Origin of the sequence: Mycobacterium sp. 1245499.0, assembly GCF_001673615.1 — a bacterium.
GTDB classification, from domain to species: Bacteria; Actinomycetota; Actinomycetes; order Mycobacteriales; family Mycobacteriaceae; genus Mycobacterium; species Mycobacterium europaeum_A.
Map to the genome: position 1 here is coordinate 1 of NZ_LZMG01000076.1, position 16,208 is coordinate 16,208.

Annotated in this window: 11 protein-coding genes; 4 read left to right on the top strand and 7 right to left on the bottom strand. The window is 68.8% G+C overall.

Translation table 11 applies throughout. The features are described from left to right. The 5 genes from A5646_RS29740 to A5646_RS03875 form a co-directional block, all read right to left on the bottom strand. A partial coding sequence (locus A5646_RS29740; RefSeq protein WP_067019973.1) for a PPE family protein occupies nt 1-945 on the bottom strand: 945 nt, incomplete at its 3' end. Between the two features lie 469 nt (nt 946-1,414). Next, nucleotides 1,415-2,632: a PPE family protein gene (locus tag A5646_RS03860; RefSeq protein ID WP_067019976.1), complete on the bottom strand. Its 1,218-nt coding sequence runs from the start codon at nt 2,630-2,632 to the stop codon at nt 1,415-1,417. Nucleotides 2,633-2,639: 7 nt separating this feature from the next. Beyond that, nucleotides 2,640-2,939, bottom strand: coding sequence for a PE family protein (locus tag A5646_RS03865; RefSeq protein ID WP_067019979.1), 300 nt, complete (start codon nt 2,937-2,939; stop codon nt 2,640-2,642). A gap of 42 nt (nt 2,940-2,981) precedes the next feature. Then, the gene (locus tag A5646_RS03870) at nt 2,982-4,229 is read right to left on the bottom strand and encodes a PPE family protein (protein ID WP_067019981.1); all 1,248 of its coding nucleotides are present in this window, start codon (nt 4,227-4,229) and stop codon (nt 2,982-2,984) included. A gap of 497 nt (nt 4,230-4,726) precedes the next feature. Then, nucleotides 4,727-4,921 carry a ferredoxin gene (locus A5646_RS03875; protein ID WP_067019984.1) on the bottom strand — a complete coding sequence of 65 codons (195 nt, stop codon included), beginning with the start codon at nt 4,919-4,921 and terminating at the stop codon, nt 4,727-4,729. 306 nt (nt 4,922-5,227) lie between these two features. On the opposite strand from A5646_RS03875, the gene A5646_RS03880 reads away from it, so the two are divergent. Further along, nucleotides 5,228-6,391, top strand: a complete 1,164-nt coding sequence (locus A5646_RS03880; RefSeq protein WP_066861421.1) for a cytochrome P450 — start codon at nt 5,228-5,230, stop codon at nt 6,389-6,391. 52 nt (nt 6,392-6,443) lie between these two features. Here A5646_RS03880 and eccCa read toward each other — a convergent pair whose 3' ends face one another. After that, nucleotides 6,444-10,610: a type VII secretion protein EccCa gene (gene eccCa / locus A5646_RS03885; RefSeq protein ID WP_066861418.1), complete on the bottom strand. Its 4,167-nt coding sequence runs from the start codon at nt 10,608-10,610 to the stop codon at nt 6,444-6,446. Continuing rightward, nucleotides 10,607-12,124 (bottom strand): type VII secretion protein EccB, encoded by a 1,518-nt coding sequence (eccB, locus tag A5646_RS03890; RefSeq protein WP_066861415.1) that lies wholly within the window; start codon nt 12,122-12,124, stop codon nt 10,607-10,609. The genes eccCa and eccB overlap by 4 nt, the downstream gene beginning before the upstream one ends. 422 nt (nt 12,125-12,546) lie before the next feature. Between eccB and malQ the strand changes: the two genes are divergently transcribed. Genes malQ through A5646_RS03905 form a run of 3 tightly spaced genes read left to right on the top strand, consistent with a single transcriptional unit; the run spans nt 12,547 to nt 16,088 of the window. Then, complete coding sequence (malQ, locus tag A5646_RS03895) at nt 12,547-14,703, top strand: 4-alpha-glucanotransferase (RefSeq protein ID WP_067019987.1); 2,157 nt, start codon at nt 12,547-12,549, stop codon at nt 14,701-14,703. 36 nt (nt 14,704-14,739) lie between these two features. Beyond that, nucleotides 14,740-15,621, top strand: a complete 882-nt coding sequence (locus A5646_RS03900) for an LLM class F420-dependent oxidoreductase (protein ID WP_067019989.1) — start codon at nt 14,740-14,742, stop codon at nt 15,619-15,621. Continuing rightward, the gene (locus A5646_RS03905; protein ID WP_067019992.1) at nt 15,618-16,088 is read left to right on the top strand and encodes a nuclear transport factor 2 family protein; all 471 of its coding nucleotides are present in this window, start codon (nt 15,618-15,620) and stop codon (nt 16,086-16,088) included. The genes A5646_RS03900 and A5646_RS03905 overlap by 4 nt, the downstream gene beginning before the upstream one ends. The last annotated feature ends 120 nt before the right edge of the window (nt 16,089-16,208 follow it).

A 16,208-nucleotide genomic window follows, 5' to 3' on the forward strand; every position in this document is an offset into this window, starting at 1 on the left:
CAGCCCCAGGCTCGCGAACTGCGGCGTGGGATACCAGGCACCACCGGCACCGGCCGTGCTACCACCGGGACCGGAGATCAGCTGCTGGGCGATCGACGACCAGAAGCTGGTGATGCCGTTCGAGAAATAGGCGAGGCCCGTGGTCTGCTTCAGCAAGGTGCCGTACATGCCGGTGTTCAGGCCCGCGTAGTTGTTGGTCGGCGTGGGCAGCCCGGACTGCAGGAAGCCGTCTATCAGATTCTGCAGCCAGGTGAACGGTCCCGGCTGCGACGCCGTCGTCGTCGAGGCCTGCGTCACCGCCTGCGTGGTGGCCGTCAAGGCTTGCGGCGTCGCCAGCTGCGAGGTCGTCTGGGCGGTTTTGCCCGCCGGCTCGGCGACGGCCTGGGCGACCGCGGCGGCCTGGTTGGAGTCGGCCTCGGGCGTGGTGGTGTTGGGCGGCGACGTCAGCGGGGTCAGCTGCGAGGCCGCCAACGACGAAGCGGCGTAGCCGTACATCGCGGCGGCGTCCTGGGCCCACATCTCCATGTACTGCGCCTCGGTGGCCGCGATCGCCGGGGTGTTCTGCCCGAAGAAGTTCGTCGCGACCAGGGTCGCCAACAGCACCCGGTTGGCGGCGATCACCGGCGGCGGCACCGTCATCGCGAACGCTGCCTCAAACGCGGCGGCCGCCGCCCGGGCCTGGCCCGCCGTCTCCTCGGCCTGCCCGGCCAGGACGCTCAACCAGCTCACGTACGGCGTCACCGCCGACAACATGGACGCCGAGGCCGGCCCCACCCACGGCGCCTGGGTCAGTTCCGAAATCACCGACGTGTACCCGCTCGCGGCACTGCCCAACTCGGCGCCCAGCCCATCCCAGGCGGCGGCCGCGGCCATGAGCGGACCCGACCCCGGACCCGCGTACATGCGACCGGAGTTGATCTCCGGCGGAAATGCCCCGAAGTCCATGGTTACGAAGCACCGGGCTCGAACGACATGTATCCCCTCGCAGGTGATCTCTTGGCGATGACCATCAGAATTTGCTTGCTCGGAAGGCTAAATGGCCGCGCCGCCCCGCGCCGCTCCCGCGATGCCGCCGCAGCTGCGGCCGGCCAGGCGCCGGCGGCGCGCTCCCCCGTGGCGGTGCCATCGGGGCGCCCCCGGGACGCGTCGCGCCGGCACCGTGGTTACCTGCGGGAACACCCCGTCAGGAGGTGCCCTCAGCGGCGCCTGCGGGTGAGTCCGCGGGCGGTGGCGGCGGGGCCGCGCCTACGCGAAAAGCCCAGCGCGGGATAAAAATCCGGCCGCAGATAAAGCCCGCTGGAGATTCGCTGGGGCGTGCCCGGATGCGACGTCCGGACACGCGGAAACGCGCCCTGCCGCCGGTGCTTGGCGACAGGGCGCGTCCTGTTTTGCGCCAGAGTTGCTGGGGCCGAAGCTATCCCGCGAAGGGTGGCCGGGCCATGACGGTGGGCCGGAATCCGTACTTGGGACCCGCCACCCCGTGCCCGCCGGCACCGGCGCCCGCCAGCGGCATGCCACCGAGCAGATTGCCCGGCCCGCCGGCGGCCTCGGGAGCCGCACTGATGCTGCTGACCGGAATCGCATGCCCCAGCGCCGGCGCCGCCGGCGCCCCCGACCAGGCCACCGGCACCGACAACTTGCCACCCACCGAGGCCGCGCTGCCCAACGCCGCCACCGGGTGAGCCGCCGCAGCACCGCCACCCAACATCCCACCCAGACCACCAAGCCCAGGCAACGCCTTGGCCGCCGCCGGAGCCGCCCCACCGATCGCACCGACCGACTTGGCGATCTGCGTAAAGGTGTTGGCCATACCAGTACTGAAGTACGGCAGACCCTCGGTGTTGTAGAAGAGGCTGGCGAAGGGGCTGTAGCCGTTCACGGCCGAGCCCAGGCTGGTCGGCAGGCTGGTCTGCCCGGTCAGCAGGAACCACAGCTCCGACAGCGGATCCGTGGTCGCCTGCGTCGCGGCCTGGGTCGTGGCGTTGGTCGTCGTCTGCGCCGCGGGCTGCGCCAGGGACTGCAGGGCCTTGGTGGTGTTGGTCGCCGTGGAGTTGGCCGTGGCGTTGGTGACCGCCGCGCCCTGGGTGGCCTGACCCGACGGGTTGGTGACCTCCGGCGCCTTCTGGAACTGCGCCACCTTCGTCGCCGAGGCCGACTGGCCCGCATAGCTGTACATCGCGGCCGCGTCCTGCGCCCAGTACTCGCCGTACTGCGCCTCCAGCTGCGCGATCGTGCCCGTGTTCTGCCCCAGCACGTTGGTCTGGATCAACTGCTGAACCAGGGCGCGGTTGCTCGCGATCACGGGCGGGGGCACCACCGAGGAGAACGCCGTCTCAAACGCCGCCGCGGCGGCATTGGCCTGCGTGGCCGCCTCCTCGGCCTGGGCCGCGGTGATGCTCAACCACTCCGCATACGGAGTCGCCGCCTGCACCATCGCCGCCGAGGCGGTCCCCGTCCACTCCTCGCTCGACAGCTGAGTCACCACGTTCTGGTAACTCAACGCGGCCGCCTGCAACTCCGCGGCAATCGCATTCCACGCCGACGCCGCGGTGGTAAACGACTCCGAACCCGGACCGGCATAGATCCGCGCCGAATTGATCTCCGGCGGAAGTGCTCCGAAATCCAACATCATCGACTCCTTAACCAGTCGCGGCCGCGTTGGCCGCCTCAGTCACCGCGTAGGACCCGGAGCTGGTGCTCAGGGTGTTGACGAACATTTCGTGGATCGCCGCCGCTTGCGCGCTGACGGCCTGGTACATCTGGGCGTGCGCCGCGAACTGCGCCGCCGTCAGTGCCGACACCTCGTCGGCAGCGGCCGGCACCACCCCCGTCGTCGGGGCCGCGGCGGCGGCGTTCTGGGCGCTCAGCGTTGAGCCGATGGTTTGCAGGTTGCCCGCTGCGGCTGCCAACGCCTCGGGCTGCGTGGTCACGAAAGACATCTAGCTTCCTTCCCCTTCCGTGGGACTCATCTGGGCTGGTGGTTATCCGGCCGAGGGTGGCCGGGTCAGCACGCTGTAGCGGAACCCGTATTTGTTGACGTACCCGGCCGCCGCGCCGCGCCGCCCGACCGACCCGACCGGCATGCCGCGCAGCAGGCCGTTGGCCGGTGAATTCGCTCCACCGTTCGCCACCGCGGCCTCGATGGGAGTGACCTCCTCGGACATCGCCGCCGGGGTCACCGACGAGGTCAGCGTCGCCCAGTGCTGGGGAACCGAGAGCATCCCGACCCGCGCGGCCTGCCCCGTCCCGGCGGAGATCGCGCTCACGTGGCCCACCCCGCCCAGGTTGCCCAGCCCCAGGCTCGCGAACTGCGGCGTGGGATACCAGGCACCACCGGCACCGGCCGTGCTACCACCGGGACCGGAGACCAACTGCTGGGCGAGCTGCGACCAGAAGGCCACGATGCCGTTCGAGAAGTAGGCAAGACCGGTGTTCTGCTTGAGCAGCACGGTGTAGAGCGTGGGATTCAGCCCCAGGTAGTTGTTGTCCGGGGTGGGTAGCCCCGAATTCAAGAGGTCCTGAAGGGTGCTCGACAGCAGTCCCGGATTCGAGGTGGCCGCGCTCGTTTGGGTCGCCGCTTGAGTTGTGCTGGCGGACAACGCTTGTGGGGAAGCCAGCTGGGAGGTCGTCTGCGCGGTGTTGCCCGCCGGCTCCGCAACCGCCTTGGCGACCGCGGCGGCCTGGTTGGAGTCGGCCTCGGGCGTGGTGGTGTTGGGCGGCGTCGCGAACGGGGTCAGCACCGACGCGGTCGCCGACGCAGCGGCATAAGCCATCATGGCCCCGGCGTCTTGCGCCCACATCTCCATGTACTGCGCCTCGGTGGCCGCGATCGCCGGGGTGTTCTGCCCGAAGAAGTTCGTCGCGACCAGGGTCGCCAGCAGCACCCGGTTGGCGGCGATCACCGGCGGCGGCACCGTCATCGCGAACGCCGCCTCGAAGGCCGCCGCGGCGGCCCGGCCCTGCCCCGCCGTCTCCTCGGCCTGCGCGGCCATGGCGGTGAGCCAGCTCACGAACGGGGTGATCGCCGCGACCATCGACATCGACGCCGGTCCCACCCATGGCCCGCTGGTGAGCTCGGTAACCACCGAGTTGTAGCCGCTGGCCGCTACACCCAATTCCGCCGCAATCTCGTCCCAGGCAGCGGCGGCGGCCATCATCGGCCCCGACCCCGGACCCGCATACATGCGACCGGAATTGATTTCGGGCGGTAACGCCGCGAAGTCAAACACCGTGTCCTCCTCAGTCGGCCGGGACCGCAGGCGATCTCGGCTGTCACGTAGGAATCAGTGGTGGCCGTGGTCACGGCTCTGTAGACGACGCCACCGGTTGGCCGCTGCACCCACGGGAGTCACCAACGGAGCCCCTTCGCCCCGCAACCCCATCAGCCGGGCGGGCCGGCGCATGCTGACCAGTGGACCGCGTCCGCAAAGCTGGTCTGCCACCGCGCTTCTCGGATGTCTGGTCAGGAAAGACATGCACCTTCTGCCTCGGCTAATCTCCCGCTATCAGCAACCGAGCGACAGCTCGCGTGTGCCCGAACTGCCGCCCGGCACTGAGATTAGTTCGTTATGAAGCAAACACCGACCCGCAAAGGCACCTGTTCATCAATGGCCAGCCACTGTTCATTCCCGGTCGGCGGGAGTTCATACACGGCAATGGATTGTTCACTCGCCGTTTGCTTAACGCCCACGGCGGCACCGCCCGGTCTTCTCGGGCGGTCGAGGCGTCAGTCCTCTTCGAGGATCAGCGCCATCTCGGGGCACGATGCGACGCCGTCGCGTGTCGATTGCTCGTCCTCGGGCCTGACTTCGTGCTCCTTGAGGATCGAATAGCCGGACTCGTCGATCGGGAACAGGTCTGGGTCGACGGCGTAGCACTGGGCGTGGCCAACACATTTCGACTGGTCCAGACGAACCCTCACGAGGCTTCCTCCCTAGCCGGCACGGCGCGGCCGTAAACGTCTTCGCAAGCAGGCGAGCTCGCACTTCACGGTGCGGTCCCCAGATTAGTCGGTCGGTACAGTGTCGGAGGTGATCGCCGATCGCTTTCGCGCCCAAACCCGGTTCAGCCCGGGCGGGCGGATCCGTGTTCCGTTGCCCCGCATGCAATATTGACGAACCGATGCAATATTGATGTGCCGCCAGGTGTTGGTATCGACGAATTCCGACATTGACGCACTCGCGTCGGAGCTATTTCATCCAAGACAGACAACCGGAGATCGAAGCGCATGAGCGAGGGCCAGCAAGGGTCGTTCTACCTGCCCCGGCTTGATTTCGCCACGTTGCCGATGACCGAGGACCGCGGTCTGGGTTGGAAGACGCTGCGCGACGCCGGACCCGTCGTGTTCATGAACGGCCACTACTACATCACCCGCCGCGAGGATGTGCTGGCCGCCCTGCGCAACACCAAGGTGTTTTCGTCGACGATCCTGCAGCCGCCCGGCCACCCCTTGCCGGTGCTGCCGCTGGCTTACGATCCGCCGCAACACACCCGCTACCGCCAGATCCTGCAGCCGTACTTCAGCCCGCACGCGTTGGGCAAGTCACGCCCGGTGCTGCAGCGCCACGCCAGCGAGATGATCGCGGCGCTGGCCGGGCGGGGCGAGTGCGAGGCGATGGCAGACTTCGCCAACCTCTACCCGTTTCAGGTGTTCCTGGACCTCTACGGTCTGCCGGTCGAGGATCGTGACCGGCTCATCGATTGGAAGGACGCCGTCGTCAGCGACAAGCCCTTCGTCACCCAGAGCGACATAGAGAAATCCGAGCAGTTGCTGGCGTACCTGGCCGACGTCATCGCGCAGCGCCGGCAAAACCCGCAGTCGGACATGTTGTCGCAGGTGATCACCGGCAAGGGCAACTTCACCGACCTCGAACTGCTCGGCATGACCCATCTGCTGATCCTGGCCGGTCTGGACACCGTGACCGCGGCGATCGGGTTCTCGCTGTTCGAATTGGCCCGCAGACCGCAGCTGCGCAAGGAGCTGCGCGACAACCCCAAGCAGATCCGGGTCTTCATCGAGGAGATCGTCCGCCTCGAGCCGTCGGCGCCGGTGGCACCGCGGGTCACCACCGAGTTCGTCGAGGTCGGCGGCATGACGCTGCCGCCGGGCACGTCGGTGCGGCTGTGTATGGCCGCGGTCAATCGCGACGACAGCGACGCGATGTCCACCAACGAGCTCAACATGGACGGAAAAGTCCACCGCCACTGGGGCTTTGGCGGCGGACCGCATCGCTGCCTGGGCTCTCACCTGGCGCGCATCGAGCTGACGGTGATCGTCGCGGAATGGCTCACCCAGATTCCGGATTTCGAGCTGCCCGAGGGCTACTCCCCCGTCATCAATTACCCGTCGAAGAGCTTCGCGCTCAAGGAATTGCCGCTGCGCTGGGGCTGACTCCCGGTGTGACCGGTCAGCCCCGGCGCAGCGGCCGGTACCTACTCGGGCCCTACTTGCGCAGCTCGGTCGCGGCGACCTGGACGAACACACCGGTGTCCTCGGCCATCAGCAGGCCTCGACCACGGGGCAGCGGGCCACCCTTCATCTTGCCGCGGATGAATCCCTCGTCCGGGTCGGCGTCCATCACCAGCAGCGGGGCGTTGGCCTGGGCCAGGGCCCGCAACATCGGGTCGCTGCCGGCCGACGACCAACCACCGAACGTGCGCGTGACGATCACGTGCAGGCCGACGTCGGCGGCCCGGGTCACCCAGGGGGCGGCCTTGTGCAGCGGCGAATCGAAGCCCGCGGGCAGCTGCTGGATGTCGTCGACGATCAAGAAGATCTCCGGTCCGCTCCACCAGTTGCGCGACAGCAACTCTTCGGCCGACAACCCGGGTGGCGGCTCGCGGCCGGCCAGGACCGCGGCCAGTTCACCCATCATCGCCTGCACGCCATCGAGGTTGTAGGCGAATTTCTCCACGTAGTCGGCGCCGAGCGTGGTCAGCAGCTGACGGCGCGGGTCGACCAGCCACACCTGGGCCGAGGGCTGGCCCGCCGGCGGCGGCGGGGCGCTGGTCGCTCCCGGCGCGTACAGCCGCCCGATCTCGGACATGATGGTGGCCAGCGTCGTGGTGCGCCCACACTCGCGCCGGCCGGTCACCATCAGGTGCGCGTTCTCGGCGAAGTTGAGATACACCGGCGACAGGTCCAATTCCGAGATGGCCCAAGCGATTCCGCCCGCACCGACGCCCTGACGGGTGTCGTGTGCGGCCAGCTCCCGAAGCTGTTCCACGCCGAAGGTGGCCGGCAGTCGGCGCACCGGCGGCGCCTGGCCGCTGGCGATCCGGCTGACGGCTTCGACGATGCTGTCGGACTCGAACCGGTTGTCCGGCGTGCTGGCCAGCGCCGGCCGCGCCACCAGGGTGTGCAGACCGGACTGCGGGTCGGCGTCGAGGCGCACGTAGTTGACCGCGACCATGCCGCGACCGGGCTTGACCGGAACGTCCTTGGCGAACCGCGAACGCACCAGCTTGGCGTCTTCCACGGCGGCCAGCCGCAGCTCGACCCGGGACCCGAAACCGCTGCGCACCGGCGGCCGCAGCTCCGATTCGCGGTCGGCGGTGACCACCACGTGCACCCCGAACGAGGGGCCCTGGTTGATGATCACGTTGACCTGCTCGATCAGCACCTCGTTTTCCTCGGCCAGCGCCCGGTAGTTGTCGACCACCAGGTAGACGTCGCCGAACCCGTCGTTGGGGACCGGGCCGGGCTCGTTGCCGAACTTGCGCCGCCGGAACACCTCCATCGAGGCGATCCCGTACTCGAGGAAGCTGCGCTTGCGCTCCCGCACCAGGGCCAGCAGTTCGGCCACCGTGCGGCGAACGCCGTACGGGTCGGTCGGGCCGGCCACCTCACCGACGTGCGGCAGGCGGGCGACCGTCGTCAGCGCGGTGCTGCTGTAGGCCAGGCAGTAGAACTGGATCTGCTCGGGCGTGTGGGTCAGCGCCGCCGAGCAGATCAGCGTCTGCAACGCCGTCGTCTTGCCCGAACCACCGGCGCCCAGGATCAGCACGTTGGCGCCGGGGCCCGACGTGTCGACCGTCCACGGCGGCTGGTCGTGCTTGAAGGGGCGGTCGATGATCCCGATCGGGAACACCAGGTCCTGAGCGGTGCCGTAGTCCTGCTGCCAAGGGCGGCCGAGGAACCGGTTCACCAGTTCGTCGATGGCGACGGGCTGGTTCAGCGGCGGCTGCCACAGCCGGTAGGGCTGGAAGTCGATCTTGCGCAGCTGGTCGATGATGACGGTACCGACCTTGGGCGTCCTGATCCCTTCGGCGTCGTCGTCATCGCCGCCCTCGACCTCGACCGGCAAGCCGTCGGCGGGGATGGCGGGCGCGATGACCTCGGGTCCCCCGACGCTGACTTCCAGCGGGGTGAACGAGTTGGTGAACAGCTGCGGACGGACGTAATCGATGCTGTGCACCAGCGCCGGCGCCTCTTCTCCGTCGTCGGTCAGCCCGCGCGGGAAGTAGTCCCGCCACAGGAATTCGGCCTGGAACCGGGTGATGTCCTCCAGGCTGCGGCGGAAGTAGCCCAGACCGGCCTGGGCGGGCAGGTTGACCGCGTTCGGCACGCCGGCGGCCTGCGCCGCACCGGCGGTACGCGCCTTCAGCACCAACCGGTAACCCATGTTCTCCATGAGCTTTTCGGCACGGCTCTCGATGGTCTGCGACGCCATCATCAGGTGGATCCAGTACGCGCGGCCCTGCCGGCCGATCGAGTCGAGGACGTCGACCGCCGTCGGCATGATGCGGAACCATTCGTAGAACTCGTCGATGACGACCACGAGCATCGGCAGCGGGGCCATGTCCTGGCCACGCGCCCGCATCCGGCTGCGCACCGAGTTGTATTCCTTGGCGTCGTCGACGCCGGCGCTGTCGCAGATCGCCTTGCGGCGGGCGATCTCACCCCACAGTGCGTCCAGGAAGCGCTCCATCAGCGCCTGGTCTTCTTCCAGGTCGGTGATGATCCGGGACACGTGCGGCACGCCGGCGAACGGCTTGACCGCCGACCCACCCTTGAGGTCGGCCAGCACGAACTGCAGCTCCTCCGGCGGGTGGCTGAGCATCAGCGACTCGATCACGGTACGCACCAGGGTGGATTTACCCGAACCGGTCGTACCGGACATGACACCGTGGGGGCCGTCGCCACCTTCGTCCAGCGATTTCATGTCCAGGAACAGCAGCTCGCCGTTGTCGGAGCGAACACCGAACGGCGCCCGCAACCGCGACCGGCCCATCGTGTCGTTGCGGCTGCCCCACAGCGCCTCGAAGTCGATGCGGCCGGGATCGTCGATTCCGTAGTAGGACAGGATGTCTCGGGCGCCGATGTGCGCCACCCGCTGGCCGATCTCCTCGTACGCCTCGGCGAGCCGCCAGCGCGCCAGCTTTTGCGCGAACTCCTCGGCCTCGGCGGTGCTGATGTGGTCGGTGAGCGCGAAGAACCAGGGCTTCTCGTCGATCACCATCCAGGTGTCGCGGTCGCGGGGCAGGGTCTCGATCACACCCTTCTCGTCGAAGCGCAGGGTGCGCTCCGGGACCGCACTCCACATCGCCGAGCCGGTGAGGTCGAAGAACGTCACCCCGTCGACGCCTTCGCCGCTGATCACGTACTCCCATTGCGGGTCAACGGCATCGGCGATGATCACGGTGTGCGGCGTCGGGGTCTGGGCAGACGAGCTGGCGTGCCGGGGCGTGAAAGAACCACGGCCGGCGAACAATTCGGCCTGCTCGGCGGCGAACTCGCGCACCGAGCTGTACACCATCCGGGCGTTGCCCGCGGCATCCTGGCGGCGCGGGTCACCGAAGTGCGGCAGCCATTTCACCCAGTCCCATTCGTCCACGTTGGAACTGACCACGATCATCCGCATGTGGTCGGGCCCGTGCGAGAAGGCCAGCTGGCAGATGATCGCCCGCATCAGCCCCGCCACCTGCTCGCGGTCGCCGACCAGCGAGTACCAGGGCTCGACGAGCACCGAGATCATCTTGGGCAGGTTGTAGACGACGCTTTGATAGCGACCGAATTCCTGCAGCGCCTTGCCGGTCACCGGCTCCAGCTCGATGTCGGTGGGCATGTTCTGGGGCTCACCCCAGGTCACCTCGGGGCGGGTCATGCCGACGCCGACGCGGACCACGCCGAAGTTCAGGTCCTTGCCGTCGGGCTTGCGTTCCCACATCCGCGACGACCCGACGGCGGCGGCCAGCGTGGTGGGCGCCGGGTGGAACCACCGGTAGTTGGCGTCCATGCTGTCGGCCGACTCGTGGGCGGTCTCGCGCAGCATGTCCAGCATCAGCATGAACTGGGCGCGCATCGAGTCCAGCTTGGGGCGGCTCATCTGCTGCTGGCCGCCGAACCGGCCGCCGAACATCATCATCGCGACGCCACCGATCATGAAGATCGGGAAGATCGAGCCGGCGCCGCCGAACACGTGCGAGCCGCTGGCGAAGGTCATGGCGACCATGCCGATCAGCAGACCGACCACCACGACGCCGACCACCACGATCCACCATGGCTTGCCCTCCGGCGGCGGGATGCTCAGCGGCGTCGGGAGGACGATGTTCTCCGGCTTGATTACCGGAGGCTTCTCCGGCGTCGGCCGCGCAAATCCACGTTTCACTTCGGTACCGCCAACTCTCCTGGGGACATATCCATCGGTAGCGTGTCGTGCTCCACCAGCGCATCCGCCCGCGACAACGTCGGCCCTTGCGGGAGCAGCCGCAGCGCCACCCACGGCGCCAGGCCCGGTTTCGTCTTGAGGCCCAACGCTTCTCGCACCTCGCGGGTGTCGTCGACCCCGAAGCGGGCGCCCGCGTCCGTGAGCCACCACAGCGATTCGGTGGTCTTGGCTCCCGGGTCGTTTCCGGTGACGGCCACGAAGTTCGCGTAGTCGGGCCCGAAGAAGACCTGGTCGGCTTCGCGCCCGGTGGTGTCCGCCTTGACCAGCGACACCACCCGGTTGACGTCCTTCTGCTCGACCGGAATGGTCGCGCCGGAGATGACCTGCACGCGGGCCCGGTTCTCACCGGACGTCTTCTGCCACCACCAGCAGGTCGCCGGGTTCTCCCGGATGTCCATCACGTTCAGCGGCGCGTCCGGGTACGACGACAGGTCGAGCTTGTTGACCACCGGCATCTTCGCCAGCGCGGACGGCTCCACGGTCACCGGTTTGGTGTTGCCCGGCCCGGCGTTCTGCAGGATCTGGGCCACCAGCGGCGGCAGGGTCTGCACCCCGTCGGCCAACACCAACGAATACTGCTGCGGCCCACTGATTTGCGGGGTGACGATCACCGTGCCGATCGGGCCGGGCGCGTTCGGGAACGACGCCCCCGCGCCCGCGTTCTGAATCTGCGGCACGGTCAGTTCCGGCCCGACCGGCAGCGCGTCGTAGAGGGCGCGGCTCATCGGCTTGGCCATGCTGACCTGTTCGGGGGTCAGTCCCAGCGGCAGCAGCACCGACCGGTTGGACCCGTCGATGCGGGAGCGGCGCCCGTCCCGGATCACCCACGCGTCCCCGCTGTAGTTCAGCACCACCGCGTCCGAGCCGGTCAGCACCCGCCGGTGGTTGCTCAGATCCGGGTTGCCGTCGATGACGGTCACCGTCACACCGGACGGGGCGCCGGCACCGGTCGAGTTCGCCACGGTGTCGCAGACCAACCACGACGACGCGGCCGGGCTGGTCGGGTGGAAGCTCGACGGCGCGCCCGGGATGCCCACCATCGGGCCGCGCGGCAGGCTGGCGATCTGGTTGGATTTGACCAGGTGCGGGTTGTCCGGCCGACCGGTGATCAGGCGCGCCGAGGCCAGGTTCAGCGCGGGGTATAACTTCTCGCCGACGCGGACGTACAGCGCTCCGGAGTCGCGGTCGGCGATGATCGGTGACTCGTTGATCTGTCCGGCCGGGCTGATGAAGGAGTAGAGCAGCGCGCCCAGGCAGATGACGAGCGCGGCGGAGATCGATGCCACCACGGCCAGGTTCTGCCGCCGTCCCGGCTCGACCTCCATGCGGACGCGCCACCGGGTCAGCGCCATCGCGGTGCGGCGCGCAAGGAACTGGTAGCCGGTCACCTGGGTCCGGGTCGACAACCCCAGGCCGTACCCCGACCCGCGTTGCCCGCGACTCTCTTCCGCCACTTATTCACCATCCGGTCTGCTGAAGCGCCTGGATATCGTCCTTTGACCCATCCAGCGCGAATTACATGACAACGTTAAGGCACCTGCGCGGACCTCGCCACGCGGCGCCGGAGCGCATTCATTTCTACATCTGTTTATGCACCCGAATCCGGCCCCGTCCACCGCTGCGGGCCGCCAGGAGAGGCGGTCCCGACGCGCGCCACTGAACTGGCAGTTTCGTTCCCCCATGGATGAGCCGAGCGGAGCCTGGTGATCTCCTCAAGGCATCGTAATCGCCGCGGGCCCGCTCGTCCTGTCGAGCGCGCGAAGCCATTGTCGGCAGTGGCCTCAAATGAATGGCGGGCGACCGCCCAGCAAAGAATGCGCCAACTCGCCCCGGGTCCGAGTCGCCGCCCGCCGAATCCGGGCAGCAAGATGACGTCATGACTGAACTCGCTCCGTCGCTGATCGAACTCGCCCGCAGATATGGCGTCGCGACCGAGTACGAGGACTGGTCGGGCCGACGGGTGCGGGTGGCCGAGGCGACGTTGAAGGCGGTGCTGGGTGCCCTCGGCGTGGCGGCCGACGACGAGCAGGAGCGCAACGTCGCGCTGACCGCGAAGCTGCGGTCGCACTGGGCGCGCCAACTGCCGCCGACCATCGTGGGGCGTACCGGCGAGCAGATCCGGTTCTGGGCGCATGTCACCCATGGGGATCCCGCCGAGGTGTGGTTGCAGCTCGAAGACGGCACGGTGCGCGGCGGTGTGGCACAGGTCGACAACTTCACCCCGCCGTTCGACCTGGACGGTCGCTGGGTGGGTGAGGCCAGCTTCCTGCTGCCCGCCGACCTGCCGCTGGGCTATCACCGGGTGCATCTGCGTTCCGGTGACGCCGAGACCAGCACCGCGCTGATCGTGACGCCGGATTGGCTGGGGTTGCCCGAGCGGCTCGGCGCCCGGCGCGCGTGGGGCCTGGCCGCGCAGCTGTACAGCGTGCGGTCGCGGCAGTCGTGGGGCGTCGGCGACCTGACCGATCTGACCGACCTCGCGGTGTGGTCGGCCTCCCGGCATGGCGCCGACTACCTGCTGGTCAATCCGCTGCACGCCGCGGCCCCGACCAAGCCGATGGAGCCGTCGCCGTATTTGCCGACATCGCGACGCTTCGTCAATCCGATTTATCTTCATGTCGAGGCGATTCCCGAGTTCGCCGGCCTGACCAAGCGCAGCCGGGTCCGGCGGCTGCGCTCCGAGGTCCAGCAGCGCGCCGGCGACGTCGACGCCATCGACCGCGACGCGTCGTGGGCGGCCAAGCGGGCAGCGCTGCGGCTACTGCACCAAGAACCGCGGTCGGCGGGTCGCGAGTTGTCCTATGCGGCATACCGCGACCGGGAGGGCCGCGCGCTGGACGACTTCGCCACCTGGTGCGCGCTGGCCGAGAAGCACGGCGACGACTGGCATTCCTGGCCCGAGGCGTTGCAGCACCCGGACGCGTCAGGGGTGACGGCCTTCGTCCAAAAGCATTCCGACACAATCGATTTCCATCGGTGGTTGCAGTGGCAGCTCGACGAGCAGCTGGCCGCGGCGCAGTCACAGGCGATCCGGGCCGGCATGTCGTTGGGCATCATGCACGACCTGGCCGTCGGGGTGCACCCCAATGGTGCCGACGCCTGGGCGCTGCAGGATGTGTTGGCGCTGGGCGTGACCGCGGGCGCGCCGCCGGACGAGTTCAACCAGCTCGGCCAGGACTGGTCGCAGCCGCCGTGGCGACCGGATCGGTTGGATGAGCACGAGTATCGGCCCTTTCGCGCGCTGATCCGTGCGGTGCTGCGGCACGCCGGCGGGGTGCGCATAGACCACATCATCGGGTTGTTCCGGCTCTGGTGGGTCCCGCAGGGCGCCTCGCCCACCGAAGGCACCTACGTGCGGTACGACCACGAAGCGATGATCGGCATCGTCGCCCTGGAGGCGCACCGCGCGGGCGCGGTCGTCGTCGGTGAGGATCTCGGCACGGTCGAGCCGTGGGTGCGCGACTACCTCTTGTTGCGGGGCTTGCTGGGCACCTCGATCCTCTGGTTCGAGTTGGACCGCGACGGGACCGGTGGCCCGCTGCCGGCCGAGCGCTGGCGCGAGTACTGCCTGTCCTCGGTCACCACGCACGATCTGCCACCGACCGCCGGCTATCTGGCGGGCGACCATGTGCGGCTGCGTGATTCGTTGGGGCTGCTGACCCGCCCCGTCGACGAGGAGCTGGAGGCCGACCGGACGGAGCTGGCGGCGTGGCTGGCCGAGCTGCGCCGGGTCGGGTTGCTCGAGGACGGCGACGACGACCCGGAGCGCGTCGTCGTGGCGCTGTACCGCTATCTGGGCAGGACGCCGTCGCGGCTGCTGGGCGTGGCGCTGACGGACGCCGTCGGTGACCGCCGGACCCAGAATCAGCCCGGCACCACCGACGAATACCCCAACTGGCGGGTGCCGCTGACGGGGCCCGACGGGCGCGCGGTGATGCTCGAGGACGTGTTCACCGACCGCCGGGCCGCCACGCTCGCCGAAGCCGTGCGCGCCGCGATAACGCCCGCCGTGGCCGAAAGCGCGACCCGCTAGTCGACCGGCGGGATGCCTTCGTTAGCTTCGAAAACCATGAAGGTCTCGGTGGTGGCCCCGGTCGCCGACGGTGTCACTGCGGACCCCGACTGGATGGTGGCCTTCGCGCGCCATCTGGAGGCCTGCGGGTTCGAATCGATCGTCGTTGTCGAGCACACCGTCCTGCTCACCCGCTACGACAGCGTCTATCCCTACGACAGTTCGGGACGCGTCGGCCTGGCGGCAGACTGCCCCATCCCGGATCCCCTTGACCTGCTTGCCTTTCTGGCCGGCCACACCAGCAGCCTGGGGCTGGCCACCGGCGTGTTGGTGTTGCCCAATCACCACCCGGTGGTGCTGGCCAAGCGGGCCGCCACCGTCGACGCCCTGTCGGGCGGCCGGCTGCACCTGTGCGTCGGGGTGGGCTGGCTCTCCGAAGAGCTGGCCGCCTGCGGCGTGGAGTTCGACAGCCGGGGCCGGCGGGCCGACGAGCAGCTGGCCGTCCTGCGCGCGTTGTGGGCGCAGCGGCCCGAGGGGGCGTCTTTCGCGGGCGAGTTCTTCAACTTCGAGAACGTCATGAGCTACCCGAAACCCGTTGCGGCCGAACGTCTCCCGATTCACATCGGTGGGCACAGCCGAGCGGCCGCGCGCCGCGCCGGACGCCTCGGCGACGGCTTCCAGCCACTCGGGGTGACCGGTCCGCAACTCGCGTCGTTGCTTGCGCTGATGCGCGACGAGGCGTCGTCGGCGGGCCGCGACCCGGCGGCACTCGAAGTGTCGCTGGGCCATTTGGTCACCAAGGTCGATGCCGAGCGCGCGGCCGCCCTCGCCGACCAGGGGGCCGACCGGCTGGTGCTGGCCATGCCGCCGACCACCGACATCGAGCAGGCCAAGGATCTGTTGTCGGCCTGCGCGCAACGGTTGTCATTGAGCTCATGACGCTTTCCGCCGATCACCGGGCTGCCCTGAGCGATCTGGTGCACCGGTACGCGGCGCACGTTGACGACCGCGAATTCGCCGCCGTGGCAGAGCTTTTCACTGTCGACGCCGAGCTGCTGGTGCCGGCACCGCCCGCCGATCTGCGGCCGAGGCAAACGCATCGCGGCCGGGACGCCATCGGCACGGCGGTCGCGGCCGTCGCCACGGTCGTGCGCACCGAGCACGCGATCGTCGGTGAGGTGTACGACGCGGCCGGGACACCCGGCACCGCCCGCGGGCGCATCGCGTGCGTCGCGCACCACTGGAACCAGCGCGACGACGAGCTGGTGGACGTGGCATGGCACCTGCGCTATGACGACGAATACGCGTTGACGCAGGCGGGTTGGCGGATCGCCCGCCGGGCGTTGACGGTCAACGCCATCGAGACCCGACCGGTGCGCCGGCTGCTGCCGCGCGACCCCGCTTAGCGTGTTGGCAGCACATTATGCGCACACTCACAGCAAAACTCATCGGTTCGTATCTGCGGCTCAAAATCGCCAGTTTCGTGGGTAGGTGCGGCTAACGCCGTCGAGGCCCGGCCGGATTTT